The organism is Streptomyces sp. NPDC101118 (assembly GCF_044759445.1).
Lineage (GTDB): Bacteria > Actinomycetota > Actinomycetes > Streptomycetales > Streptomycetaceae > Streptomyces.
Window position 1 is genome coordinate 126,786 of the sequence record NZ_JBIVZG010000004.1, and the last position, 25,668, is coordinate 152,453.

Annotated in this window: 23 protein-coding genes; 11 read left to right on the top strand and 12 right to left on the bottom strand. The window is 72.2% G+C overall.

Going from position 1 to position 25,668, the window contains the following annotated elements:
* Positions 1-538 precede the first annotated feature (538 nt).
* Positions 539-1,399, bottom strand: coding sequence for an oxidoreductase (locus ACIQUQ_RS09435; RefSeq protein WP_403973157.1), 861 nt, complete (start codon positions 1,397-1,399; stop codon positions 539-541).
* A gap of 102 nt (positions 1,400-1,501) precedes the next feature.
* On the opposite strand from ACIQUQ_RS09435, the gene ACIQUQ_RS09440 reads away from it, so the two are divergent.
* A complete protein-coding gene (locus ACIQUQ_RS09440) occupies positions 1,502-2,518 on the top strand; it encodes an ATP-binding protein (protein ID WP_403973160.1) in 1,017 nt (338 codons plus the stop codon).
* Here the strand turns inward: ACIQUQ_RS09440 and ACIQUQ_RS09445 are convergent.
* On the bottom strand, positions 2,484-3,803 hold the full coding sequence (locus ACIQUQ_RS09445; RefSeq protein ID WP_403973162.1) for a hypothetical protein: 1,320 nt from the start codon (positions 3,801-3,803) through the stop codon (positions 2,484-2,486). The two genes, ACIQUQ_RS09440 and ACIQUQ_RS09445, sit on opposite strands and share 35 nt — an antisense overlap.
* 278 nt (positions 3,804-4,081) lie before the next feature.
* Here ACIQUQ_RS09445 and ACIQUQ_RS09450 point away from each other — a divergent pair, with 278 nt between their 5' ends.
* The 5 genes from ACIQUQ_RS09450 (at position 4,082) to ACIQUQ_RS09470 (ending at position 11,739) form a co-directional block, all read left to right on the top strand.
* Positions 4,082-6,445, top strand: a complete 2,364-nt coding sequence (locus ACIQUQ_RS09450) for a SulP family inorganic anion transporter (RefSeq protein ID WP_403973164.1) — start codon at positions 4,082-4,084, stop codon at positions 6,443-6,445.
* A gap of 196 nt (positions 6,446-6,641) precedes the next feature.
* Positions 6,642-8,597 carry an acetate--CoA ligase gene (gene acs / locus ACIQUQ_RS09455; protein WP_403973167.1) on the top strand — a complete coding sequence of 652 codons (1,956 nt, stop codon included), beginning with the start codon at positions 6,642-6,644 and terminating at the stop codon, positions 8,595-8,597.
* 225 nt (positions 8,598-8,822) lie between these two features.
* A complete protein-coding gene (gene nhaA / locus ACIQUQ_RS09460; protein WP_403973169.1) occupies positions 8,823-10,259 on the top strand; it encodes a Na+/H+ antiporter NhaA in 1,437 nt (478 codons plus the stop codon).
* Between the two features lie 65 nt (positions 10,260-10,324).
* Entirely contained in the window at positions 10,325-10,786 is a 462-nt protein-coding gene (locus ACIQUQ_RS09465; RefSeq protein WP_403973172.1) for a phage holin family protein, read from the top strand.
* Positions 10,783-11,739 carry an alpha/beta fold hydrolase gene (locus tag ACIQUQ_RS09470; RefSeq protein ID WP_403973175.1) on the top strand — a complete coding sequence of 319 codons (957 nt, stop codon included), beginning with the start codon at positions 10,783-10,785 and terminating at the stop codon, positions 11,737-11,739. The genes ACIQUQ_RS09465 and ACIQUQ_RS09470 overlap by 4 nt, the downstream gene beginning before the upstream one ends.
* Before the next feature lie 68 nt (positions 11,740-11,807).
* Here ACIQUQ_RS09470 and ACIQUQ_RS09475 read toward each other — a convergent pair whose 3' ends face one another.
* From ACIQUQ_RS09475 to nth, 4 genes are all read right to left on the bottom strand, one after another.
* Complete coding sequence (locus tag ACIQUQ_RS09475; protein ID WP_399946897.1) at positions 11,808-11,990, bottom strand: hypothetical protein; 183 nt, start codon at positions 11,988-11,990, stop codon at positions 11,808-11,810.
* 123 nt (positions 11,991-12,113) lie between these two features.
* Positions 12,114-13,313, bottom strand: a complete 1,200-nt coding sequence (locus ACIQUQ_RS09480) for a MarP family serine protease (protein ID WP_403973826.1) — start codon at positions 13,311-13,313, stop codon at positions 12,114-12,116.
* A gap of 31 nt (positions 13,314-13,344) precedes the next feature.
* The gene (locus tag ACIQUQ_RS09485) at positions 13,345-14,046 is read right to left on the bottom strand and encodes an NUDIX hydrolase (protein WP_403973177.1); all 702 of its coding nucleotides are present in this window, start codon (positions 14,044-14,046) and stop codon (positions 13,345-13,347) included.
* Between the two features lie 130 nt (positions 14,047-14,176).
* The gene (gene nth, locus ACIQUQ_RS09490; RefSeq protein ID WP_403973180.1) at positions 14,177-15,088 is read right to left on the bottom strand and encodes an endonuclease III; all 912 of its coding nucleotides are present in this window, start codon (positions 15,086-15,088) and stop codon (positions 14,177-14,179) included.
* A gap of 394 nt (positions 15,089-15,482) precedes the next feature.
* Between nth and ACIQUQ_RS09495 the strand changes: the two genes are divergently transcribed.
* Together ACIQUQ_RS09495 and ACIQUQ_RS09500 are read left to right on the top strand one after the other, a co-directional pair.
* Positions 15,483-16,157, top strand: coding sequence for a Crp/Fnr family transcriptional regulator (locus ACIQUQ_RS09495; protein WP_007264960.1), 675 nt, complete (start codon positions 15,483-15,485; stop codon positions 16,155-16,157).
* Between the two features lie 108 nt (positions 16,158-16,265).
* Positions 16,266-17,096, top strand: a complete 831-nt coding sequence (locus ACIQUQ_RS09500) for a nucleotidyltransferase domain-containing protein (protein ID WP_403973182.1) — start codon at positions 16,266-16,268, stop codon at positions 17,094-17,096.
* A gap of 13 nt (positions 17,097-17,109) precedes the next feature.
* On the opposite strand, the gene ACIQUQ_RS09505 is transcribed toward ACIQUQ_RS09500, so the two are convergent.
* The 5 genes from ACIQUQ_RS09505 to ACIQUQ_RS09525 all read right to left on the bottom strand — a co-directional run bounded on the left by ACIQUQ_RS09505 (position 17,110) and on the right by ACIQUQ_RS09525 (position 19,878).
* Positions 17,110-17,403, bottom strand: a complete 294-nt coding sequence (locus tag ACIQUQ_RS09505) for a ribosomal protein L7/L12 (protein ID WP_403973184.1) — start codon at positions 17,401-17,403, stop codon at positions 17,110-17,112.
* Positions 17,404-17,423: 20 nt separating this feature from the next.
* Positions 17,424-18,272, bottom strand: coding sequence for an MBL fold metallo-hydrolase (locus ACIQUQ_RS09510; RefSeq protein WP_403973186.1), 849 nt, complete (start codon positions 18,270-18,272; stop codon positions 17,424-17,426).
* On the bottom strand, positions 18,269-19,174 hold the full coding sequence (locus tag ACIQUQ_RS09515; RefSeq protein ID WP_399946926.1) for an NUDIX hydrolase: 906 nt from the start codon (positions 19,172-19,174) through the stop codon (positions 18,269-18,271). The genes ACIQUQ_RS09510 and ACIQUQ_RS09515 overlap by 4 nt, the downstream gene beginning before the upstream one ends.
* A gap of 81 nt (positions 19,175-19,255) precedes the next feature.
* Positions 19,256-19,720 (bottom strand): RidA family protein, encoded by a 465-nt coding sequence (locus ACIQUQ_RS09520; RefSeq protein ID WP_403973190.1) that lies wholly within the window; start codon positions 19,718-19,720, stop codon positions 19,256-19,258.
* Positions 19,717-19,878 (bottom strand): DUF4177 domain-containing protein, encoded by a 162-nt coding sequence (locus ACIQUQ_RS09525; RefSeq protein ID WP_107048484.1) that lies wholly within the window; start codon positions 19,876-19,878, stop codon positions 19,717-19,719. The genes ACIQUQ_RS09520 and ACIQUQ_RS09525 overlap by 4 nt, the downstream gene beginning before the upstream one ends.
* A 69-nt stretch (positions 19,879-19,947) precedes the next feature.
* Here ACIQUQ_RS09525 and ACIQUQ_RS09530 point away from each other — a divergent pair, with 69 nt between their 5' ends.
* The gene (locus ACIQUQ_RS09530; RefSeq protein WP_403973193.1) at positions 19,948-20,928 is read left to right on the top strand and encodes an ArsA family ATPase; all 981 of its coding nucleotides are present in this window, start codon (positions 19,948-19,950) and stop codon (positions 20,926-20,928) included.
* Positions 20,925-22,268 carry an ArsA family ATPase gene (locus tag ACIQUQ_RS09535; protein ID WP_403973195.1) on the top strand — a complete coding sequence of 448 codons (1,344 nt, stop codon included), beginning with the start codon at positions 20,925-20,927 and terminating at the stop codon, positions 22,266-22,268. The genes ACIQUQ_RS09530 and ACIQUQ_RS09535 overlap by 4 nt, the downstream gene beginning before the upstream one ends.
* Before the next feature lie 65 nt (positions 22,269-22,333).
* Here ACIQUQ_RS09535 and ACIQUQ_RS09540 read toward each other — a convergent pair whose 3' ends face one another.
* Positions 22,334-22,684 (bottom strand): WhiB family transcriptional regulator, encoded by a 351-nt coding sequence (locus ACIQUQ_RS09540; protein WP_403973829.1) that lies wholly within the window; start codon positions 22,682-22,684, stop codon positions 22,334-22,336.
* 563 nt (positions 22,685-23,247) lie between these two features.
* Here ACIQUQ_RS09540 and ACIQUQ_RS09545 point away from each other — a divergent pair.
* Positions 23,248-25,518, top strand: coding sequence for a transglycosylase domain-containing protein (locus tag ACIQUQ_RS09545; protein WP_403973197.1), 2,271 nt, complete (start codon positions 23,248-23,250; stop codon positions 25,516-25,518).
* Positions 25,519-25,668: the final 150 nt, after the last annotated feature.

Below are 25,668 nucleotides of genomic sequence, written 5' to 3' on the forward strand. Positions count from 1 at the left end.
CGGGGCCCCGGGGCCCCCCGCCCCCCCCCCGGCCCCCGGGCCCCCCCCCCCCCCCCCCCGGCGCCGCCGCCCCCGCCGGGCCCCCCCCCCCCCCGGGGGGGGCCGCGGCGACCCCACGGGCACCCGTCCCGACCTGCGACGACCCGCGCTGTCCGATTGATCCTTTCCTGTCCGGAAAGGTAAAGAACTGGGGCCAGGGGTTCCGCTTCCTTGCCGACAGAGGTACAAAGGAGTCACGGCCCGCGAGACCAAAGAACATCCGAGAGGATCATCTTTAAGAACGCAGAATGGCCCCACGGACCGATTGCATGAACGCCGAGCACCCACGCGACGTCGACCCTTCGATTAAGGGCCAGCCGCACCAGGCAAGGGCAAAGTTCCCGGCCTGATGGGCAAGTATCGAGGACGCTTGGTAACTGGGCGCGCATGCCAGCGGCGACACCACGAGCAGTACGGTGTCGCCGCAACCCTGTTCCGGGGCGCGCCCTGAGCCCGCCGGCCGACCCGGGCACTCCCGGGCCCCGCCGGCAGACGCCGCCTACGCCGCGCCGCGCTGCAGCGCCTCGCACACCGCCGTCGACTCGCGGACGCCCAGCTCGACCGCCCGCCCGCAGTGCGCGATCCAGGCCGCCATCCCCTCCGCGGTGCCGGAGACGTACCCGTCCAGGGCCGCGAGGTAGGCCTCGCCCCCCTGCTCCGCGTGTCCGACCTCGGCCGGGCAGATGGCCTTGGGGTCCAGACCGCTGTTGATCAGCACGATCCGCTCAGCGGCCCGCGCCACCAGCCCGTTGTACGTACCGAACGGCCGCAGCGCCACCAGCTCCCCGTGCACGACCGCGGCCGTGACCAGCGCCGGGGCCGAGCCGCCCGCGATGATCAGCCGGGACAGGCCGTCCAGCCGCCCGGCGACCTCGTCCGCGTCCGGCAGCGGCAGTTCCACCAGCGGCTCCACCACCGGCTCGCCGGCCAGCCGCGGCCGCCCGACGGTGTCGCCCGCCCCCGCGAGCGCATCCGCCCCGGCCCCGGCCGGAGCCGCGGCCGCCCCACCCGCCGCCACCAGGTGCAGCCTGGCCAGCACGCGCAGCGGCGACTGGCGCCAGATGCTGAGGAGTTGGCCTGCCTCGGCCGCCAGGCGCAGCGCGGCACCGACGGTACGGGCCTCGTCGTCGGCGCTGAAGTCGGTGCGCCGGCGGACCTCTTCCAGGGCCCAGTCCGCCCCGGACAGCGCGGCGCTGCCGCGCGCGCCGCGCAGGGCGGCCTCGGAGGTGATCTCCGCGCTCCGGCGGCGCATCACGCGGTGGCCGTAGACCCGGTCGACGGCCTTGCGTACGGAGTCCACGGCCTCCGGCACGCCGGGGAGCGCGGCCAGGGCGGCGAGGGGATCGGCAGACGTACTCATAAGTAGGGAGCCTACGCACCCATAGCAGCCGCCCCACGTTGGAGTGGTCTTCTTCACTCACCTCGACCACACACTGCGACGCACCTACTACGCTAGGTGAACATGAAGATCGCTTTCGTGGGAAAGGGCGGCAGCGGGAAGACCACGCTGTCCTCCCTCTTCATCCGCCACCTCGCCGCCGCCGAGGCCCCCGTCGTCGCGGTGGACGCCGACATCAACCAGCACCTGGGGGCCGCCCTCGGGCTCGCCGAGGAGGAGGCCGCGGCACTGCCCGCGATGGGCGCCCACCTCCCGCTCATCAAGGAGTACCTGCGCGGCTCCAACCCGCGGATCGCCTCCGCGGACTCGATGATCAAGACGACCCCGCCCGGCAGCGGCTCGCGCCTGCTGCGGGTCGGCGAGGACAACCCGGTGTACGCGGCGTGCGCCCGCGCCGTGGCGCTCGACGGGGGCGCGGTACGGCTGATGGCCACCGGCCCCTTCACCGAGTCCGACCTCGGCGTGGCCTGCTACCACTCGAAGGTCGGGGCGGTGGAGCTGTGCCTGAACCACCTGGTGGACGGCCGGGGCGAGTACGTGGTCGTCGACATGACGGCCGGCTCGGACTCCTTCGCCTCGGGCATGTTCACCCGCTTCGACATGACCTTCCTGGTGGCCGAGCCGACCCGCAAGGGGATCTCCGTCTACCGCCAGTACAAGGAGTACGCGCGGGACTTCGGCGTCGCGCTGAAGGTCGTCGGCAACAAGGTGCAGGGGCAGGACGACCTGGACTTCCTGCGCGCCGAGGTGGGCGAGGACCTGCTGGTGACGGTGGGGCACTCGGACTGGGTGCGGGCGATGGAGAAGGGCCGTCCCCCGCGGTTCGAGCTGCTGGAGGAACCCAACCGGCGGGCGCTCGCGGTGCTCCGGGAGGCGGCCGACGACGCGTACGAGCGGCGCGACTGGGAGCGGTACACGCGCCAGATGGTCCACTTCCACCTGCGCAACGCGGAGAGCTGGGGGAACGCGAAGACCGGGGCCGACCTGGCGCAACAGGTCGACCCCGGGTTCGTGCTCCGGGAGGAGCCGGTGGCCGCCGGCCGGATCAGTCCTCCTCTGACTGCTCCGATGCCTGCCTGACCGCCCGGGGCGCCGCGGGAGCGACGGGCGGGGCGGCCGGGCCCCTGGTCATGAACGCCGCCCAGCCCTCCTTGGGCGCCTCGGCGACGTCCAGGGTCCGCAGCCACTCCAGGGACTTGGGGTCCTGGGCGTCCAGCCAGTCGGCCAGCTCCCTGAAGGGCACGCAGCGGACCTCCTTCTGCGTGCAGACGCCCTTGATGACCTGCTCGACGGCGCGCATGTAGGTGCCGCCGTTCCAGGACTCGAAGTGGTTGCCGATGATCAGCGGGGCGCGGTTTCCGTTGTACGCCCGGTCGAAGGCCTTCAGCAGGCCGTCGCGCATCTGGGCGCCCCAGTACTCGTGCTGCGCCGGGTCGCCCTGGGAGGTCGTACCCGACTGGTTGACCATGTAGTTGTAGTCCATGGACAGGGTCTCGAAGGCCCGGCCCGGCATCGGGACCAGCTGGAGGGGCAGGTCCCAGAGCCCGTCGGTCTTCTTGGGCCAGACCTGCTTGCTGATGCCGCTGGAGTCGTAGCGGAAGCCCATGTCCTTCGCCGCCAGCATGAAGTTCTTCTGGCCTTCGAGGCAGGGCGTGCGGGCGCCGATCAGCTCCTTGTCGTAGTCGAAGGGCAGCGCCTTCTCCTTCTGGAGGCCGGCGTTGCTCTTCCAGCTCTTCACGAAGGACTTGGCCTGGTTGATCTCGTTCTTCCACTCCTCGACGGACCAGGTGCCGACGCCGCCCTCGGGGCCGCAGAAGTGGCCGTTGAAGTGGGTGCCGATCTCGTTGCCGTCGAGCCAGGCTCCGCGCAGCTGTGACGCGGTGTCCTTGATGCCCTGGAGGTCGCCGAAGCCGATGTCGGAGCGTCCGGCGCCGTGGCGCGGGGCGACGTACATCTCGCGCTTCTCCTCGGGGAGCATGTAGACCCCGCTGAGGAAGTACGTCATGCGGGCGTTGTGCTCCTTGCCCACCTCGCGGAAGTGCGAGAAGAGGCGCTGGCTGTCCTCGCCTGCGCCGTCCCAGGAGAAGACCACGAACTGCGGGGGCTTCTCGCCGGGCGAGAGCTTCTGCGGGACGGCGACGTTCGGCTGGCTGCCGGTGTACGAGGTGGAGCCGTCGCCGATGAGCCGGAGGACGCTGCCCGGCGCGGGCGCGGCCGGGGCGCCGCGGTTCGCACCCGGCTTGAGGGCGCCGGGGCCGGGGGCCGGGCGCTTGGCCGGGGGCTCGGAACCGGAGCAGCCCGCGACGCCGAGCGCCAGCGCCGTGGCGACCAGGCCGCCGGCGATCTTCTTCGAGGCGGCCTTCATCCGCCCACCCCTTTCCTTGCAGGTCTTCGTGGGATGCCGCCGAACCGGCCGGCGTCCGCAACGTCCCACGGCAAGGACCGAAGGAAAGGTATGACAAGCCGGAAAAAATGCCTATTCACTCACGAGGGCGAAGTCATAGCCCATTCGCCCCTTATTTCCACCACGGAACTTTACTCTGCATTACGATCCGTTTACCGAGTGTTGAGAATCCGCCTCCGCAGGCCACCCCTGCCTGAACTCCCGCCGCCACACCCCCTTCCCCGGAGGAGACGGGAACCGTGTCTGATCTCTCCGCGTCGATCGCTGTCTTCCTGATCGCCCTGCCGCTCTCGCTCGGCATCGCCCTCGCCACCGGAGCGCCGCTCCAGGCCGGCCTGGTCGCCGCCGCCGCCGGCGGCATCGTGGCCGGCCGGTTCGGCGGCGCACCGCTCCAAGTGAGCGGCGCGTCGGCCGGCCTGACGGTCGTCACCGCCGAACTCATCCAGCGGTACGGCTGGCGCACCACCTGTGCCATCACCGTGCTGGCCGGCCTCGCGCAGCTCGCCCTGGCCCTGCTGCGCACCGCCCGGTCGGCCCTGATGGTCAGTCCCGCCATCGTGCACGGCATGCTGGCCGGCATCGGCGTGACCATCGTCGTGGCACAGCTTCACATCGTGCTCGGCGGCACTCCCCAGAGCTCCGCCGTGGCCAACGTCCGCGAGCTCCCCGCCCAGTTGGCGGACCTCCACCCGGGGGCGCTGGCGGTCAGCGCCCTCACCCTGGCGGTCCTGTTGGCGTGGCCCAGGCTGCGCGGACGGGCCGGGCGCGCGCTGCGCAGGATTCCGGCCGCCCTGGCCGCGGTGGCCCTGGCGACGGCGGCCGCCGCACTGGCCGGGCCCGGGCTGCCGCGCGTGGACCTGCCCTCCTGGAGCAGCCACGCCCTGGCGGGTCTGCCCGAGGGGCCGGTCCTCGGGATCGTCACCGCCGTCGTGGCCGTCACCCTCGTCGGCAGCGTGGAGTCCCTGCTGTCCGCCGTGGCGACCGACAAGCTGATCGCCACCGAGCGCCGCACCGCCGACCGGCCGCCGCGCGCCTCCCTCAACCGCGAGCTGCGCGGACAGGGCGTGGCGAACGTGGTCTCCGGCGCGCTCGGCGGCCTGCCCGTGGCGGGCGGCGCCGTCCGGAGCATCACCAACGTGAAGTCGGGTGCGCTCAGCCGCCGTTCGACGGTGCTGCACGGCGTGTGGGTGCTGCTGGCCGCCGGGCTGCTGGTGCCGGTGCTGGACCTGATCCCACTGGCCGCGCTCGCCGCGCTGGTGCTGGCCGTCGGCGTACAGATGGTCAGCATCACCCACATGCGCAGCGTCACGCGCCACCGCGAGGTGCTCGTGTACGCGGTGACCATGGCGGCGGTCGTCGTACTGGGCGTACTCGCGGGCGTCGCCCTCGGCATCGGCGTCGCGGTCGCCGTGGCCCTGCACCGGCTGGCCCGCACCCGGATCGTCGTCGAGGTGCGGGACGGCGTCCACCACGTCCGGGCCCGCGGGCAGTTGACCTTCCTCGCCGTCCCCCGGCTGAGCCGGGAACTGAACCAGATCCCCCAGGAGGCACGCGTGGTCGTCGAACTGGACGGCTCGTTCATGGACCACGCCGCGTACGAGGCCCTCCAGGACTGGCAGGAGGTCCAACTGGCCCACGGGGGCACTGTGGAGGTCACCGGCCGCGCGGGCGCCCGGGTCTCCGGACCGGGACGCGCGGGCCGGGGCGGCCACCACTGCTGCCACCCCTGGACCCCCTGGCGCAACCACTGCGAGCACCGCACGGCACCCCAGGCCCAGCCCCGGCCCGGCGCAGCCAAGCTGGCCAGCGGCCTCAGCGCCTTCCAGCGGGACACCGCGCCGCTGGTCCGCGGCGAACTGGCCCGGCTGGCGCGCGAGGGCCAGACGCCCTCCCAGCTCTTCCTCACCTGCGCGGACTCCCGGCTGGTCACCAGCATGATCACGGCCAGCGGTCCGGGCGACCTCTTCACGGTGCGGAACGTCGGCAACCTGGTGCCGCTGCCGGGGGCAGAGTCGTCGGACGACTCGGTCGCCGCGGCGATCGAGTACGCGGTGGACGTCCTCCAGGTCTCCAGCATCACCGTCTGCGGTCACTCGGGCTGCGGGGCGATGCAGGCGCTGCTCACCACCGCGCCCGGGACTCCGGCCACCCCCCTGCGGCGCTGGCTGCGCCACGGGCTGCCCAGCCTGGAGCGGATGGGCAGCCGGCACCACCCGTGGGCGCGGATCTCCGGACGGCTGCCCGCCGACCCGGTGGAGCAGCTGTGCCTGACCAACGTGGTCATGCAGCTGGAGCACCTGAGGGCGCACGAGTCGGTGGCCCGCCGGCTCGCCGAGGGGACGCTGGAGCTGCACGGGATGTACTTCCACGTGGGCGAGGCGCAGGCGTACCTGCTGACCGAGGGCGACGAGTTCTTCGACAGCCACGTCTTCACCGGTGTGGACCAGCACGCCGCGTTCGAGGGGATGGCACTCGCCCAGACGCCGGAGGCGGTCCGGAAGCCCGGGGCCGCGGCACGGCCGGAACCGGCCGGCGAGGACTCCACGACCGTCGAAAACGAGTCAATCGAGCGGAGATCCGCGCTGGAAGAGGCGAATGCCTGAACCGCACCGGCGCCCGGTCCGTGAGACCGTATGGCCCCTTCCCGCACCCTGCAGCGGGGAGGGGCCGTCGTGCTGAGGAGCCGCACAACCGGGTTATAGGTCTAAACCAATTTCCCGTTGCCCCTTGTCACCCGGCCCTTCGACTGGTGAGCTATGACCCGGGACACAACGGACACCCTGGGAAAGGGAGATGTCGGTGAGCAACGAAAGCCTGGCCAACCTGCTCAAGGAGGAGCGGCGGTTCGCACCCCCCGCCGATCTGGCCGCCACCGCCAACGTCACGGCGGCGGCGTACGAACAGGCCGAGGCCGACAGGCTGGGCTTCTGGGCCGCGCAGGCCCGGCGGCTGACCTGGGCGACCGAGCCGACGGAGACGCTCGACTGGACCAACCCGCCCTTCGCGAAGTGGTTCGCGGACGGCAAGCTCAACGTCGCGTACAACTGCGTCGACCGGCACGTCGAGGCAGGCAACGGCGACCGGATCGCCATCCACTTCGAGGGCGAGCCCGGCGACGGCCGCGCGATCACCTACGCCGAGCTGAAGGACGAGGTCTCCAAGGCCGCGAACGCCCTCACCGAGCTGGGCGTCCGGGCCGGCGACCGCGTCGCCGTCTACCTCCCGATGATCCCCGAGGCGGTCGTCGCGATGCTCGCGTGCGCCCGCGTCGGCGCCGCGCACTCCGTGGTCTTCGGCGGCTTCTCCGCCGACGCCGTCGCCTCCCGCATCCAGGACGCCGACGCCAAGCTCGTCATCACCGCCGACGGCGGCTACCGCCGCGGCAAGCCCAGCGCCCTCAAGCCGGCCATCGACGAGGCCGTGGCCAAGTGCCCGCAGGTCGAGCACGTTCTGGTGGTCCGCCGCACCGGCCAGGAGACCGCCTTCACCGAGGGCCGCGACATCTGGTGGGACGACCTGGTCGGCCGCCAGTCCGCCGAGCACACCCCCGAGGCCTTCGACGCGGAGCACCCGCTCTTCATCCTCTACACCTCGGGCACGACCGGTAAGCCCAAGGGCATCCTGCACACGTCGGGCGGCTACCTCACCCAGGCCGCCTACACCCACCACGCCGTCTTCGACCTCAAGCCGGAGAGCGACGTCTACTGGTGCACCGCCGACATCGGCTGGGTCACCGGGCACTCGTACATCGTCTACGGGCCGCTGGCGAACGGCGCGACCCAGGTCATGTACGAGGGCACGCCGGACACCCCGCACCAGGGCCGCTTCTGGGAGATCGTCCAGAAGTACGGCGTGACCATCCTCTACACCGCGCCCACGGCGATCCGGACGTTCATGAAGTGGGGGGACGACATCCCCGCCAAGTTCGACCTGTCCTCGCTGCGCGTGCTCGGCTCGGTCGGCGAGCCCATCAACCCGGAGGCCTGGGTCTGGTACCGCGAGCACATCGGCGGCGGCCGCTGCCCGATCGTGGACACCTGGTGGCAGACCGAGACCGGCGCCATGATGATCTCCCCGCTGCCCGGCGTGACCGAGACCAAGCCCGGTTCGGCCCAGCGCCCGCTGCCCGGCATCTCCGCGACCGTCGTCGACGACGAGGCCCGCGAGGTCCCCGACGGCGGTGGCGGCTACCTGGTGCTCACCGAGCCGTGGCCGTCGATGCTGCGCACCATCTGGGGCGACGACCAGCGGTTCCTCGACACCTACTGGTCCCGCTTCGAGGGCAAGTACTTCGCCGGTGACGGCGCCAAGAAGGACGACGACGGCGACATCTGGCTGCTGGGCCGCGTCGACGACGTCATGCTCGTGTCCGGCCACAACATCTCCACCACCGAGGTCGAGTCCGCGCTGGTCTCGCACCCCTCCGTGGCGGAGGCGGCCGTGGTCGGCGCCGCCGACGAGACCACGGGCCAGGCCATCGTCGCCTTCGTCATCCTGCGCGGCTCCGCCAGCGAGGACGAGGGCCTGGTGGCCGACCTGCGCAACCACGTCGGTGCCACCCTGGGCCCGATCGCCAAGCCCAAGCGGATCCTGCCGGTGGCCGAGCTGCCCAAGACCCGCTCCGGCAAGATCATGCGCCGTCTGCTGCGCGACGTCGCGGAGAACCGCGAGCTGGGCGACGTCACCACGCTCACCGACTCCTCGGTGATGGACCTGATCCAGACCAAGCTCCCCAGCGCGGGCAGCGAGGACTGAGTCCGGGCCCCCGGGGGCGATCGGACACGGGAGGGCATCCGGCGTGTGACGCGCCGGATGCCCTCCCGGCATCTAGGGTGAAGATCACCCGATATGACTCCGTGGCCACACCCTGTAAAGTAAGGAAAGCGTCAACGTTTGACGTTCGAAGTCTCTGGGTGTGCCGGGAAGTCTGGTCGGCAACAGCGTCAGCCATGCCGTCGACCACACCGGAGGTGCCCCACCGTGGCCGCGCCCGCACCCACCGACAACCAGAACCGCAAGCTCCTGGGCCGCCTCTCGCTGCCCGAGCGCAGGTTCGTGGCCGACGCCCTGCGCGCCGAGACCGTGGGCGGCGTCCTGCTCCTGGTGGCCGCCATCGCCGCCCTGTTGTGGGCGAACATCCCGGCCGTCTCCGAGAGCTACGCCACCGTCCGGGACTTCCACTTCGGCCCCGCCGCACTCGGCCTGGACCTGTCCGTCCAGCACTGGGCGGCCGACGGCCTGCTGGCGGTCTTCTTCTTCGTCGCCGGCATCGAGCTCAAGCGCGAGCTGGTCGCCGGAGACCTGCGCGACCCCAAGGCCGCCGCCCTGCCCGTCATCGCCGCCGTCTGCGGCATGGCCGTGCCCGCCCTGGTGTACGCCCTGGTCAACGTCCTCGGCAGCGGTTCGATGGACGGCTGGGCCGTGCCCACCGCCACCGACATCGCCTTCGCGCTCGCCGTCCTGGCGGTCATCGGCACCTCGCTGCCGTCGGCCCTGCGCGCCTTCCTGCTCACCCTCGCCGTGGTGGACGACCTGTTCGCGATCCTGATCATCGCGGTCTTCTTCACCAGCGAGATCAGCTTCCTGCCGCTCGCCGGCGCGGTCGTGGGCCTGGTCCTGTTCTGGTTCCTGCTGCGCGCGGGCGTACGCGGCTGGTACGTGTACGTGCCGCTGGCCCTGGCCATCTGGGGCCTCATGTACAACAGCGGCGTCCACGCCACGATCGCCGGCGTCGCCATGGGCCTGATGCTCCGCTGCACCCGCAGGGAGGGCGAGGAGCAGTCGCCGGGCGAGCACATCGAGCACCTGGTCCGGCCGCTCTCCGCCGGTCTCGCCGTACCCCTCTTCGCGCTGTTCTCGGCCGGTGTCTCCCTCTCCGACGAGGCGATCGCGCAGGTCTTCACCCGGCCCGAGACGCTCGGCGTGGTCCTCGGACTGGTGGTGGGCAAGGCCGCGGGCATCTTCGGCGGCACCTGGCTGGCCGCCCGCTTCACCAGGGCCGAGCTGAACCCGGACCTGGCTTGGCCCGACGTGTTCGCCGTGGCCTCGCTGGCCGGCATCGGCTTCACCGTCTCGCTGCTGATCGGCGAGCTCGCCTTCGCCGGGGACCCGGTCCTGACCGACGAGATCAAGGCCGCCGTCCTGATGGGCTCGCTGATCGCGGCGGTCCTCGCGTGCGTCCTGCTGAAACTGCGCGACCGCAGGTACCGGGCGCTGACCGAGGCCGAGGAGCTCGACGCCGACGAGGACGGCATCCCGGACGTCTACGAGGAGCACAACCCCGACTACCACCTCCGGATGGCGGAGATCTACGAGCGCAAGGCGGCCGAACACCGGCGCCGGGCCGAGCTCGCGGCGGACCCGCACGTGGCCGAAGTCCCTGCCGGGTCCAGCGGCGAGGGCGACAGTCCGGCATGATCTGAGCACAGTGCCCCAGCCACCGCTGGGAGCCGCCCCCACCGGACCGATCGAGGGAGAGACCGATGAGCGCAGTGGACCAAGGGGCGCCTGGAGCGGCCGAGCGCAGTCTCGGCCAGCTGGTCGCCTCGGCCACCGCCGAGATGTCCGCCCTGGTGCACGACGAGATCGCCCTGGCCAAGGCCGAACTGCGCGAGGACGCCAAGCGCGTGGGCATCGGCGGCACCGCCATCGGCGTGGCCGGTGTGCTCGCGGTCTTCTCGATCCCGGTGCTGAGCTTCGCCGCCGCCTACGGCATCCACAACCTGGGGCTGGGCCTGGCCTGGTCCTTCCTGATCGTGGGCGTGGCGTTCCTGCTGGTCGCCGGGGTGGCGGCGCTGCTGGCCGTGTCGAAGTTCAAGAAGGTCACGCCGCCGGAGCGGACCATCGCCTCGGTGAAGGAGACCGCGGCGCTCGTCGGGACCGTCAAGCCGCACCCGCGGCCGGTCGGTGACCGCGCCGTGGGTGTGGCACGCTCGTCCTCATGACGGCCCCCTCCTCCGACGCGAGCAATCCCCCCACCGCCGCCACGGCGGCCCGGATCGACATCCCGGGCGCGCAGGTGACGCACCGGGACGTGGCCGCCAACGGGGCGCGCTTCCACGTCGCCGAGCTGGGTGACGGGCCGCTGGTGCTGCTGCTGCACGGATTCCCGCAGTTCTGGTGGACCTGGCGCCACCAGCTCGTGGCACTGGCCGACGCCGGCTACCGGGCCGTCGCGATGGACCTGCGCGGGGTGGGCGGCAGCGACCGCACCCCCCGCGGCTACGACCCCGCCAACCTGGCCCTCGACATCACGGGCGTCGTACGGTCCCTCGGCGAGCCGGACGCCGCCCTGGTCGGCCACGACCTGGGCGGCTACCTGGCGTGGACCGCCGCCGTGATGCGGCCCAAGCTGGTGCGCCGCCTGGTCGTGTCGTCCATGCCGCACCCGCGCCGGTGGCGCTCGGCGATGCTCTCCGACTTCGCGCAGAGCCGCGCCAACTCCTACGTGTGGGGTTTCCAGCGGCCCTGGCTGCCCGAGCGGCGCCTGGTCGCGGACGACGGCGCCCTGGTGGGACAGCTGATCCGCGACTGGTCCGGTCCGCGGCTGCCCGAGGACGAGGACGTCGAGGTGTACCGGCGGGCCATGTGCATCCCGTCGACGGCGCACTGCTCGATCGAGCCGTACCGCTGGATGGTCCGCTCCCTGGCCCGGCCCGACGGCGTGCAGTTCAACCGCCGGATGAAGCGCCCGGTCCGGGTGCCCACGCTGCACCTGCACGGATCGCTGGATCCGGTGATGCGTACGCGCAGTGCCGCGGGGTCCGGCGAGTACGTCGAGGCGCCCTACCGGTGGCGTCTCTTCGACGGCCTCGGGCACTTCCCCCACGAGGAGGACCCGGTGGCGTTCTCCACGGAGCTGATCAACTGGCTCAGGGACCCGGAACCGGACCGCTGACCCGGCCCGGCCGGTCGGCCCGGCCCGGCCCCGTCCGCGGGCCCGGCGTGCTCCGGGACCCGGCCTAGCTAGCTGGTGCGCTGGTGCCTCAGGCGCGCCGAGACCCAGCGGGCCCGGCGGCGGAGGATACGCGGGATGCCGAGACGGGGGTCGGGGCCCTGTGCGGGCCCGCCTGCCCTCTCGCGGGAGCCCAGCGGCGCTGCTGAGCGGCGGTTGCGTGCGGAGTCACCGAAGTCGTGCGTCCAGCCCATACCTCGACGTCTGCCCGTGACCCAAGGTCGGTAACCGCCCGGGGGAGGGCCAATTGGCCTATGCACCGGGCATTTGGCCGTTCGAGGGACAGGTGTTCCCCCGCGGTCACCTGGGCCGCCGGGTCAGAGCGCGCAGCCCTGGCTGTCGACCCGCTGGCGGGCCGTCATGCCCTCTTCGATGTCGTCCCGGATCTCGTCCGCGGTCAGCGCGTAGCCGGTGTTCGGGTCGTCCAGCGACTTGGCGAACACCACGCCGTACACCTTGCCTTCGGGCGTCAGCAGGGGGCCGCCGGAATTGCCCTGGCGGACCGTCGCGTACAGGGAGTACACGTCCCGGCGGACGGTGCCGCGGTGGTAGATGTCGGGGCCGTTGGCGTTGATCCGGCCGCGGACGCGGGCCGCCCGTACGTCGTACGAGCCGTTCTCGGGGAAGCCGGCGACGATGGCTCCGCTGCCGCTGCGCGCGTCGGAGCCGGTGAACTCCAGGGCCGGGGCCCGGAGCTTCGGCACGTCCAGCACCGCGATGTCCCGCTGCCAGTCGTAGAGGACGACCTTCGCGTCGTAGAGCCGGCCCTCGCCGCCTATCTGGACGGTGGGCGCCGCGACGCCGCCGACCACGTGGGCGTTGGTCATCACCTTGCGGTCGGCGAAGACGAAGCCGGTGCCTTCGAGGACCTTGCTGCAGCTCGGTGCGGTGCCGACGACCTTGACGATGGACCGCTTGGCGCGCTGCGCGACCGGGCCGTTGGCGAGCGCCGGGTCGGGCGCCTTCACCTCGGTGATGGGCTCGTTGGAGAACGGGCTGAAGACCTGCGGGAAGCCGTTCTGCGCCAGGATCGAGCTGAAGTCGGAGAAGAGCGTGCCGGCCTGCTGGGGCATCAGCTGTGAGACGCCGTACAGGACCTGGGACTTGTTGGCCTGCTTGCCGAGCGTGTTGGTGGGGTTGCCGGCCAGTGCAGAACCGATAAGCCAGGCGACCAGCAGCATGGCCACCACGTTCACCAGGGCGCCGCCCGTGGCGTCGAGGGCGCGCGCGGGCGACCAGGTGATGTGTCTGCGCAGGCGGTTCCCCAGATGCGTCGTGAAGGCCTGGCCCACCGAGGCGCAGATGATCACCACCACGACGGCGATGATCGCGGCCGTCGTGTTCACCTCGGCGCTGTCCGTGACCTGGTTCCAGATCCACGGCAGCACGGACACGGCGATCAGGCCGCCGCCGAGGAAGCCGATCACCGAGAGGATGCCGACGACGAAGCCCTGGCGGTATCCGATGATCGCGAACCACACCGCGGCGACCAGCAGGAGGAAGTCCAGCCCGTTCAGCTGGTCGAGCACGTTCACGTGGGCCACCGTCTCATGCGCGCCAGTCGAGCGGGACCTGCCGGGTGCGGTCCCAGGGGCGTTCCCAGCCCGAGAAGTGCAGGATCCTGTCGATCACTCCGGCGGTAAAACCCCAGACCAGAGCCGATTCGACCAGGAATGCCGGGCCCTGGTGGCCGCTCGGGTGCACCGTCACCGCGCGATTGGCCGGGTCCGTGAGATCCGACACGGGAACCGTGAAGACGCGGGCCGTCTCGGCCGGGTCGACCGCGGCCACCGGGCTGGGCTCGCGCCACCAGCCGAGGACCGGCGTGACGACGAACTCGCTCACCGGGATGTAGAGCTTCGGCAGCACCCCGAAGAGCTGCACACCGGCCGGATCGAGCCCGGTCTCCTCCTCGGCCTCCCGCAGCGCGGCGCGCAGCGGGCCGGAGTCGTGCGGGTCGCCGTCCTCGGGGTCCAGCGCGCCGCCGGGGAAGGAGGGCTGGCCCGCGTGGGAGCGGAGGGTGCCGGCGCGCTCGATCAGCAGCAGCTCGGGGCCCGCGGCCCCCTCCCCGAAGAGGATGAGCACGGCCGACTGGCGGCCCCGGCCGCTCGCGGGCGGCAGGAACCGGCTGAGCTGCGTCGGCCGGACCGTGCGGACCGCCTCGACCACGGGGTCCAGCCAGGCCGGCAGCCCCTGCGTGGTCACGGCCACGCCGTCCCCGGCCTGGCCCGCCCTCGTCGCCCCTGTCATCGGCACCCCGTTCGCTGGTTCCCCGCTCGCTGGCACAACGCCGCCCGGGACCGGATTCGTTCCTCGCCGTACCGGGCGGGACTGCCGCCCGGACCCCTGCCCGTACCGCCTGCCGGGGCGGTCCCCGGCGTCACCCGGCGGCACCCAGCGGTGCCGCGGGCTTGCCGGGGTAGTCCGCCGGCGGGCTCAGGCGCTGGCCGGGCTGACCGCCCATCTCGTACTTGAGCAGCTGCTTCGCCTTCTCCGGGTCCGTCTCGCCCTCGCCGTACGCCGGGCAGAGCGGGGCGATGGGGCAGGCGCCGCACGCGGGCCTGCGGGAGTGGCAGATCCGGCGGCCGTGGAAGACCACGCGGTGGGAGAGCATCGTCCACTCGCTCTTGGGGAAGATCGCGCAGATCTCCGCCTCGACCTTCTCCGGGTCCTCCTGCTCGGTCCACTTCCAGCGCCGCACCAGCCGGCCGAAGTGCGTGTCCACGGTGATGCCCGGCACCCCGAAGGCGTTCCCGAGCACCACGTTCGCCGTCTTGCGGCCCACGCCGGGCAGCGTGACCAGGTCGTCCAGGCGGCCCGGCACCTCGCCGTCGAAGCGGTCCCGCAGGGCCGTGGACAGGCCGATCAGGGACTTCGCCTTGGCCCGGAAGAAGCCCGTGGGCCTGATGACCTCCTCCAGCTCCTCGGGCACGGCCGCAGCCATGTCCTCGGGCGTCGGGTACTTCGCGAAGAGGGCCGGGGTGGTCTGGTTCACCCGCAGGTCCGTGGTCTGGGCGGACAGCACGGTGGCGACCAGCAGCTCGAAGGGGTTCCGGAAGTCCAGCTCCGGATGGGCGTACGGATAGACCTCGGCCAGCTCGCGGTTGATCCGGCGGGCACGGCGCACCATCGCCAGCCGGGACTCCGGCTTGGCCCGCGCCGCGACGGTCTTCTTCGCGGCCTTCTTCGCGGGCTTCTCCACGGCCTTCTCCACGGCCTTCTTCGCGACCTTCTTCGCGGGCCTCTCCACGGCCTCGGCCACGCTCTGCTTCACACCCTTGCTCTCAGCCATGTGACGAAGGCTACGCCCGGCCGCCGACACCCCGCGGGTGATCCGCCCGGGTGATCGTGACCGGCCCCGGCGGGCCCGCCGGGGCTTCATTTCGGCCCCCTCGAAACCCCCGCCCCAAGGGATCCGGCCGACCTGTTCGCCCACAGCTGAATCGCCTGGCATCATGACCCCCACGGGCCGTCCGGCCCACGCCCAGCGGCCTCTTGACCCCCGGCCGGCCCCGACGGCCGGGTGGGACGGCCACCCGGGTGTGGCCCGATCAGCCCATGGATCGGCCCCCTGCCACACAGCACACCCGTTCGTCCGGCATCCTTGTGATTGATCGCACTGTTTGCAGCGTCCGGCAAAATGGGGACCACGGTCCCCTGAGCAGGTCGACATAGGAGAGAGACTCGTGGACGACGTTCTGCGGCGCGCCCCGCTGTTCGCGGCGCTCGATGACGAGCAGGCCGCGGAGCTCCGCGCCTCCATGGCCGAGGTGACCCTCGCACGCGGCGACGCCCTGTTCCACGAGGGCGACCCCGGCGACCGGCTGTACGTCGTCACCGAGGGCAAGGTGAAGCTGCACCGCACCTCGCCCGACGGCCGCGAGAACATGCTGGCGGTCCTCGGCCCCGGCGAGCTGATCGGCGAGCTGTCCCTCTTCGACCCGGGCCCGCGCACCGCCACCGCGACCGCGCTGACCGAGGTCAAGCTGCTCGGCCTGGGCCACGGCGACCTCCAGCCCTGGCTGAACGCCCGGCCCGAGGTGGCCACCGCGCTGCTGCGCGCCGTCGCCCGCCGCCTGCGCAAGACCAACGACCAGATGTCCGACCTGGTCTTCTCCGACGTGCCGGGCCGTGTCGCCCGTGCGCTCCTGGACCTGTCGCGCCGCTTCGGCGTCCAGTCCGAAGAGGGCATCCACGTCGTGCACGACCTGACCCAGGAGGAGCTGGCGCAGCTCGTCGGCGCCTCCCGCGAGACCGTGAACAAGGCCCTGGCCGACTTCGCAGGCCGCGGCTGGCTCCGCCTGGAGGCCCGCGCCGTGATCCTGCTGGACGTCGAGCGACTCGCCAAGCGTTCGCGCTGATCCCCGCGGCCGGTCGCGCACCGGCCCGGCCCCGGCCCGTAGAAGGCCCCGCCCCCCGTGGGCGGGGCCTTCGCCGTATCCGGGGCGCGGTGCCGCACAGTGGGTGGCATGGAGCGCAAGGGGCTGGACGAGCGGGGCTTCATCGAGCGGGAGGGGGCCCTGGGGAACGTCGGACCGGACTTCCGGGCGGTCGTGGCGGCCGCGCGGACGGCCGCGGCGCGTACGTACGGGCGGCGGCTGCACAGCGCGTACCTCTACGGGTCCGTCCCGCGCGGCACCGCGCGCCCGGGCCGCTCCGACCTCGACCTGCTGCTCGCCCTGCACGAGGAGCCCACGGCTGCGGACCGGGAGAGCGCGGCCCGCATCGGGCGGGAGCTGGACCGGGAACACCAGGAGATCGACGGCGCGGGCGTGCTGCTCTTCGGCAGGGACACCCTGCTCGGCGAGGCGGAGCGGTACGACATGGGCTGGTTCGTGGCGTGCCTGTGCACGCCGCTGCTGGGCGACGACCTGGGCGAGCACCTGCCGCGCTACCGCCCCGACGGGCTGCTGGCCCGGGAGACCAACGGCGACCTGGCCGGGCGGCTGCCGGTCTGGCGCGCGCGGGCCGGGCGCGCGGAGGGGCCGGCGGAGCGCCGGGGGCTGGTCCGTGCGTACGCGCGCAAGCTCGTCCGTACCGGCTTCACCCTGGTCATGCCCCGCTGGGGCGGCTGGACCAGCGACCTCGACCGGTCCGCCGAGATCTTCGGCCGGTACTACCCCGAGCGCGCGCGGCAGATGCGCGAGGCGGCCGCCCTGGCGCTGGAGCCGGTGGCCGACCCGGCCGTGCTCCGCGCCTTCACCGAGGACCTGGGTCCGTGGCTGGCGGCCGAGTACGCGTCGGTCATCGGCACGAAGGGGCACCGCAGCCCGGTGGCCACGGCCGGACAGTCCCGCTGATCAGTGGCGCGGTTCAGTGGCTCAGCTTCTCCACCGCGTCCTTGGCCTCCTTCAGGCCCTCGCCCGTCAGCTCGCGGTAGACCTTGATGGCCTCGATCTTCTTCCCGTCGCGCAGCAGGGCCCGGACCCGGTCCAGGCCCGCCGGCTCGGGCTCGGATATGCCCAGGTGAGCCATGATCAGGTCGAGCTTGCGGTCGAGGCGGTCGGCCCGGCGGGCGACCTCCTGGACGCGGGCGTTGACGGAGGCCGTGATCACGCCGCCCGCGAAGACGAGGGCGGCGACGGTGAGCGAGACAGTCATGAGCATGGCGCCAGCCTAATGACCCGTCAGTAGCCCGGCGGACCGGGGATCAGACCGTGCTCGCGCAGGTACTCCAGCTGCGCGCGCACCGACCACTCGGCCGCCGGCCACAGCGAGCGGTCCACGTCCGCGTAGACGTGCGCCACGACCTCGGGAGCGGTGGTGTAGCCGTCCTCCACCGCCGTCTCCACCTGCGCCAGACGGTGCGCGCGGTGCGCGAGGTAGAACTCGACCGCGCCCTGCGCGTCGTCCAGCACCGGCCCGTGCCCCGGCAGCACCGTGTGCACGCCGTCGTCCACGGTGAGCGAGCGCAGCCGCCGCAGGGAGTCCAGGTAGTCGCCGAGCCGTCCGTCGGGGTGCGCCACGACCGTCGTGCCGCGCCCGAGGACCGTGTCCCCGGTGAGCACCGCCCGGTCGGCCGGCAGGTGGAAGCAGAGGGAGTCGGCCGTGTGCCCGGGCGTCGGCACGACCCGCATCTCCAGGCCGCCGGTGGTGATCACGTCACCGGCTTCGAGGCCCTCGTCGCCGAGCCGCAGTGCCGGGTCGAGCGCCCGCACCTTGGTGCCGGTCAGCTCCGCGAAGCGCCCGGCGCCCTCGGCGTGGTCCGGGTGGCCGTGGGTGAGCAGCGTCAGCGCGACGCGCTTGCCCGCCTGCTCGGCCGTGCTGATCACCCGGCGCAGGTGGGCGTCGTCCAGCGGGCCGGGGTCGACCACGACCGCGAGGTCCGAGCCGGGCTCGGAGACGATCCAGGTGTTGGTGCCGTCCAGCGTCATCGCGGAGGCGTTCGGGGCCAGGACGTTCACCGCGCGGGCCGTCGCCGGACCGGAGTGGACCGCGCCGCGGGGCTGTCCCGGCAGGGCGGACGCGTTCGTCATCGGTTCCCTCCCGTCTTCACGCGCTTCGTGAACTCCTCGTGCCCCGGCCAGCTGAGGACAATCTCCCCCTCCTCCAGCCTGGCCTGCGCGAGCACCGGTGTCAGGTCCTGCTTCCCGGCGGCCGCCAGGGCCTCGGCGGCGGTGCCGTACGGGGTGAGGGAGCGCAGCGTGGAGATGGTGGGCGGCATCATCAGCAGCTCGCCGCGGTCGTAGCCGGCGGCGGCGTCCGCGGGGCGGGTCCACACGGTGCGGTCGGCCTCGGTCGAGGCGTTGCGGGTGCGCTGGCCCTCGGGCAGGGCGGCCACGAAGAACCAGGTGTCGTAACGGCGCTGCTCGAACTCCGGAGTGATCCAGCGCGCCCAGGCGCCGAGCAGGTCGGAGCGGAGCAGCAGGCCGCGCCGGTCGAGGAACTCGGCGAAGGACAGGTCCCGGGCGACCAGCGCCTGCCGGTCGGCCTCCCAGTCGTCGCCGGTGGTGTCGCCGACCAGGGTGTCCGGGGCCGGGCCGGCCAGGAGGACGCCGGCTTCCTCGTACGTCTCGCGGACCGCGGCGCACACGATGGCCTGGGCGGTGGCCCGGTCGGTGCCGAGCCGCTCCGCCCAGTGCTCCAGCGAGGGCCCGGCCCAGCCGACGAGGTGGTCGTCGTCCCGCGGGTCGACACCGCCGCCCGGGTAGGCGTACGCGCCGCCGGCGAAGGCCATGGAGGCGCGCCGGCGCAGCATGTGGACGGCGGGCCCGCCCTCGGCGTCCCGCAGCAGCATCACCGTGGCGGCCCGCTTGGGCTCCACGACCGTGAGGGTGCCCGCCGCGAGGGCGCGGATGCGGTCCGGCCACTCCGGGGGGTACCACTGGCCTCCGGCGGTGCTCCCGGCTGTTCCGTCCTGCGTCTGACCATTCGGCATGGCCGGATGCTACGGCGATCCGCGTCGATGTTCGAGGGGTGCCCGGGAGCGGCGTCCCGGGTCACCCGTGCCCGTGGGCCCTCAGCCCTCGATCTCGATCTGGAACTCGACCTCGACCGGGGCGTCGAGCGGCAGGACCGCCACGCCGACGGCGCTGCGGGCGTGCACGCCCTTCTCGCCGAGGATCTCGCCCAGCAGCTCGCTGGCGCCGTTGATGACGCCCGGCTGGCCGGTGAAGTCGGGGGTGGAGGCGACGAAGCCGACCACCTTCACGACGCGCTTGATCTTGTCCAGGTCGCCGATGACGGACTTCACGGCGGCCAGCCCGTTCAGGGCGCAGGTCTTCGCGAGCTCCTTGGCCTCGTCGGCGGTGACCTCGCCGCCGACCTTGCCGGTCAGCCGGAGCTTGCCGTCCACCATCGGGAGCTGGCCGGCGGTGTAGACGTACGCGCCGGAGCGGACGGCGGGCTGGTACGCGGCGAGCGGAGGGACGACCTCCGGAAGGGTCAGCCCGAGTTCGGCGAGCTTGGCCTCGACGGCGCTCATGCCTGCTTCTCCCGCTTCAGGTAGGCCACCAGCTGCTCGGGGTTGTTCGGCCCGGGCACGACCTGGACGAGCTCCCAGCCGTCCTCGCCCCAGGTGTCGAGGATCTGCTTGGTGGCGTGGACGAGCAGCGGGACCGTCGCGTATTCGAACTTCTTCATGCAGGGGAGCGTAATGCCTGCCGTGAGGGCTCGTGCGCGGCGCGAGAGGGGACTGGTTAAGGTCGACGGGTGAGCAGGCTCCAGGTGGTCAGCGGCAAGGGCGGAACCGGTAAGACCACGGTCGCCGCCGCACTCGCGCTCGCCCTCGCGACCGAGGGCAGGCGGACGCTTCTCGTGGAGGTGGAGGGCAGGCAGGGGATCGCGCAGGTCTTCGGGACGGAGGCGCTGCCCTACGAGGAGCGGAAGATCGCGGTGGCCCCGGGCGGCGGGGAGGTCTTCGCGCTGGCGATCGACGCCGAGCGCGCGCTGCTCGACTACCTCCAGATGTTCTACAAGCTGGGTTCCGCCGGGCGGGCGCTGAAGAAGCTGGGCGCCATCGACTTCGCGACCACCATCGCGCCGGGCCTGCGGGACGTGCTGCTGACGGGCAAGGCCTGCGAGGCGGTCAAGCGCAAGGACAAGAAGGGCAGCTTCGTCTACGACCACGTGGTGATGGACGCCCCGCCGACCGGCCGCGTGACCCGCTTCCTGAACGTCAACGACGAGGTGGCGGGGCTGGCCAGGTTCGGCCCCATCCACAACCAGGCCCAGTCCGTGATGAAGGTCCTCAAGTCCCCGGACACGGCAGTGCACCTGGTCACCCTGCTGGAGGAGATGCCCGTGCAGGAGACGGCCGACGGCATCGAGGAACTGCGGGCCGCCGGGCTGCCGGTGGGCCGGGTGATCGTGAACATGGTCCGCCCCCACCACCTCGACGAGGCCGCCCTGCGGGCCGCCTCGGGCGAGCTGCGGACCGGCGTCGCGCAGGCACTGTCCCGGGCGGGGCTGGGCGGCGCGCGGCGCGGGGGGCCGGCCGAGCGGCTGGTCGGGCCGCTGCTGGAGCAGGCCGCGGAGCACGCCGAGCGCGTGGAGCTGGAGCGCGAGCAGCGCTCCGTACTGCGGGGCCTCGACCTGCCCTCGTACGAACTGCCGCTGCTGGGCGGCGGGATGGACCTCGCCGGTCTCTACGACCTGGCGGCGGAGCTGCGGAAGCAGGTGGAGGCCGAGTGAGCAGTGCCCTGAGGACTCCCCCGCCGCTGGACGTGGACGCGCTGCTGGACGACCGGGGCACGCGCATCATCGTGTGCTGCGGCGCGGGCGGCGTGGGCAAGACGACGACGGCCGCGGCGCTGGGGGTACGGGCGGCCGAGCGGGGCCGCCGGGTGGTCGTGCTGACCATCGACCCGGCCCGGCGGCTGGCCCAGTCCATGGGCATCGACCTGCTGGACAACACGCCGCGGCCGGTGGCGGGCATCGGGGCGGACGACGGCACGGCCGGGGACGGCGGCCCGGCGGGCTCCGGGGGCGGCGAGCTGCACGCCATGATGCTCGACATGAAGCGGACCTTCGACGAGATCGTCGAGGCGCACGCGGACGGCGAGCGGGCCCGCGCGATCCTGGACAACCCCTTCTACCAGTCCCTGTCGGCCGGCTTCGCGGGCACGCAGGAGTACATGGCCATGGAGAAGCTGGGCCAGCTGCGGGCACGGGACGACTGGGACCTGATCGTGGTCGACACCCCGCCGAGCCGGTCCGCGCTGGACTTCCTGGACGCCCCGAAGCGGCTGGGGTCCTTCCTGGACGGGAAGTTCATCCGGGTGCTGATGGCGCCGGCGAAGGTCGGCGGCCGGGCGGGGATGAAGTTCCTCAACGTCGGCATGTCGATGATGACCGGCACGCTGAGCAAGCTGATGGGCGGTCAGCTGCTGAAGGACGTACAGACCTTCGTGGCCGCCATGGACACGATGTTCGGCGGCTTCCGCACCCGGGCCGACGCCACGTACCGGCTGCTGCAGGCGCCGGGGACGGCGTTCCTCGTGGTGGCGGCGCCCGAGCCGGACGCGCTGCGGGAGGCCGCGTACTTCGTGGAGCGGCTGGCCGCGGAGCGGATGCCGCTGGCCGGGCTCGTGCTGAACCGCGTGCACGGGAGCGGTGCCGGGCAGCTGTCGGCCGAGCGGGCCCTGGCCGCCGCGGAGAATCTTGAAGAGAGCGGCATTGTCGATCAGGAGTCCGGGAAAGCTGGTGCTCGTGGCCCAGCCGATCCTGCCGGTCCTGCCGACCGCGCCGACTCCCCCGACGGCGACTCCCCCAGCCCGGACGGCGGCCGCAGTGCGGACGGTGCCGTTCCGGATCCGGACGTACCGGACGTGGAACTCATCACCGCGGGACTGCTGCGCCTGCACGCCGAGCGCATGCAGGTGATCGCGCGCGAGCGGCACACACGCGACCGCTTCACGTCGCTGCACCCCGAGGTGCCGGTGGCCGAGGTGGCCGCCCTGCCCGGCGATGTGCACGACCTCGCCGGGCTGCGGGCCATCGGTGAACGGCTCACGACCGGTCAGCCGGACTGACGCGGGCGGGGGCACCCGGTGGTGCGCCCCTGGTGAGCCGGTGTGAGGAGGACCGCGCCGGGTGTCTACCCGGCAGCCGCGTACGTCTCGTAGACGACGTCCGCCTCCTCGTCGACATCCACGGTGAGGATGCCGGTACTGCGCTCGTACTCCGTGCGCGCGGTCTCGAGCAGTCGCCGCCACGACGTGACGGTGGGGCGCCGGCGCAGCAACGCGCGCCGCTCCCGCTCGGTCATGCCGCCCCAGACACCGAACTCGACACGATTGTCGAGCGCGTCCGCGAGGCACTCGGTCCGCACCGGGCAACCGGTGCACACCGCCTTGGCCCTGTTCTGCGCTGCACCCTGAACGAACAGTTCATCCGGATCGGTAGTGCGGCAGGCTGCCTGCGCACTCCAGTCGGTAACCCAGCCCATTGCGGCGCCGTCCTCTCCCGAATCGAGGCTCCCCCACGGCGGCAGCGGCATATTCACCGCTGCCAGTTGAGGACGTTACGGAAGGCGGACACAGCGCAACACCCCCGACGGGCCCAATCTTGAATGGCCCGAACGGACTATGCGTAAGCGGCAGATCACCCGACGGAGTGACCCGGCGACATGCCGGACCTATCCGGCAATTCCGGACGAACCCACGGAGCCGGACCGGCAGACGGGCACCGGGTGCGGGGAATTCGGACATGTGTCCACCCTCTTCGGGAAGGGTGAATGTCGCGTCCGGGGGTTGATGTCCCACCGCACTGCTGTGACAGTTGGGAGCAGCTTAGGCCAAGGCATGCGCGCGTGTCCGGCGAATGGCACAGTAGGCCCTTCGCGTTGTCCTTCGCGTTGCCGTTCACGTGCCCGCGCGCCGCCGTTCACGCTGCCTTTCGTGTTGCCCGTCACGCCGTCGGGCGTGCCCGGATGTCACGGTCTGGTACTCGAACATCGCCGGGGGCCCCCGGTCCCGCGGAATGCCACTGGTGACGGATTAGGCTGCCTCCATGCCAAAGAAGCGCTCGGGCGGAGGTCTCACCGGGACCCAGCAGGCCGCCAAGTTCGTCGGTGTCTCGGTCCTGGCCGGTGTCGTGCTCGCCGGAATCGCCATCCCGGGCGCGGGCGCGCTCGGTCTCGCGGCCAAGGGCACGGTGGAGGGGTTCGACGAGATCCCCGCCAACCTGAAGACCCCGCCGCTGAGTCAGCGCACGAGGATCCTGGACGCCGAGGGCGGGCTCATCGCCACCGTCTACTCGCGCGACCGGAAGGTCGTGCCGCTCACGGCCATCTCCCCGTACATGCAGAAGGCGATCGTCGCGATCGAGGACTCGCGCTTCTACGAGCACGGGGCCATCGACCTCAAGGGCATCCTGCGCGCGGTCAACCGGAACGCGCAGGAGGGCGGCGCCGCGCAGGGCGCGTCCACGCTCACGCAGCAATACGTGAAGAACGTGTTCGTCGAGGAGGCCGGCGACGACCCGGCCAAGGTGGCGGAGGCCCAGCAGAAGAGCCTCGGCCGCAAGGTGCGCGAGCTGAAGTACGCGATCCAGGTCGAGGAAGAGCTCGGCAAGAAGAAGATCCTGGAGAACTACCTCAACATCACCTTCTTCGGCCAGCAGGCGTACGGCATCGAGTCCGCCGCGCAGCGCTACTTCAGCAAGCCCGCCGCCGACCTCACCCTGGAGGAGTCCGCGCTCCTGGCCGGGCTGGTCCAGTCGCCGAGCCGGTACGACCCGGTGAACGACACGGAGGAGGCCACCAAGCGCCGGAACACCGTCCTCCAGCGGATGGCCGACATAAAGGACATCTCGCAGGCCGAGGCGGACCGCGCCAAGGCCACCCCGATCAAGCTGAAGGTCACCCGGCCCAAGAACGGCTGCATCACCGCGGTCAGCGGCGCCGGCTTCTTCTGCGACTACGTCCGCGCCGTGTTCCTCTCCGACCCGGTCTTCGGCAAGACCAAGGAGGAGCGGGCCAAGGTCTGGAACCGCGGCGGCCTGACCGTCCGCACCACCCTGGACCCGCAGTCCCAGGAGTCGGTCAACGACTCCATCAAGGACCACGTCAACCAGGACGACAAGGTCGCGACGGCGGTCACGCTGGTCCAGCCGGGCACCGGTCGCGTGCTGGCGATGGGTCAGTCCAAGCCGTACGGCTTCGGCACGAACGAGACCCAGATCAACTTCTCGGTCAACAAGAAGATGGGCGGCTCGAACTACGGCTTCCAGACCGGTTCGACCTTCAAGCCCATCGTCGCCGCGGCGGCCATCGAGCAGGGCGTGCCCCCGACGAAGTCGTACCCGTCGCCGTATGACATGGACTACCCGAGCCCGGTCCGCACCTGCAACGGCGGCACCTGGGTCAACACCGGCGACCGCGTGGAGAACGAGACGGAGTCCGAGGTCGGCCCGTACGCGCTGCGCGAGGCGATGGCCAAGTCGGTCAACACCTACTTCGTGCAGATGATCAGCGACATCGGCGTCTGCCCGGTGACGGAGATGGCGCAGAAGCTCGGCGTCATCCAGGGCGACGGGTCGAAGCTGAAGGAGGTGCCCTCGATCGCGCTGGGCACCGGCGAGATGTCCCCGCTGACGATGGCCAACGCCTACGCGGCCTTCGCCAACCGGGGCGTCTACTGCACCCCCGTCGCCATAGAGTCCATCACCGACCCGCACGGCAAGGCCCTGCGGGTGCCGAAGTCCAGCTGTGAGCGGGTCATGTCGGAACGGACCGCCGACACCATCAACACCCTGCTGCGCGGCGTGGTCGACTCCGGTACGGGTAAGCAGGCCGGCCTCGGCGACCGCGACAGCGCGGGCAAGACCGGTACCACCGACGAGCGCAAGAACGCCTGGTTCGTCGGCTACACGCCGAACCTGTCGGGCGCGGTCTGGGTCGGCTCCGGCGGCGCCAAGAAGGTCCCGATGGAGAACATCTACATCGGCGGCCAGTACTACGAGAAGGTCTTCGGTGGCGGCGTCCCCGGCCCCATCTGGCGCGACGCGGTCGAGGGCGCGCTCGCGGGCCGAGAGGTGATGCAGTTCCAGACGGTCCACATCCCCGAGCCGGTCGACCCGAGCGCCGGCGGCAAGGGCAAGCCGGGCAAGCGCAAGCCCGGCAAGAAGGACGACGGCAAGCCCGGACGCGACCGGGACGGCGACTCCGGCCGTGACGCCGGCGGTGACGACGACGACCCGGCCACCGACCCGGTGGACGGCGGCACGCTGCCGATTCCCGGCTTCGGGCTCGACCCGGCCGTGATCACGCGCGAGCCTTAGCCGTAGCCGCGGACGCGGACGACGGAAGAGGGCGGGGGGGCGGCGCCGGGGGCGGGGCGCCCCCCCCCCCCCCCCCCCGCCCGCCGGGGGGGGGGGGGCGGGGCCGGCGCCCGCGGGGGGGGGGGGCCCGGGCGCCGCCCCGCCGCGGGA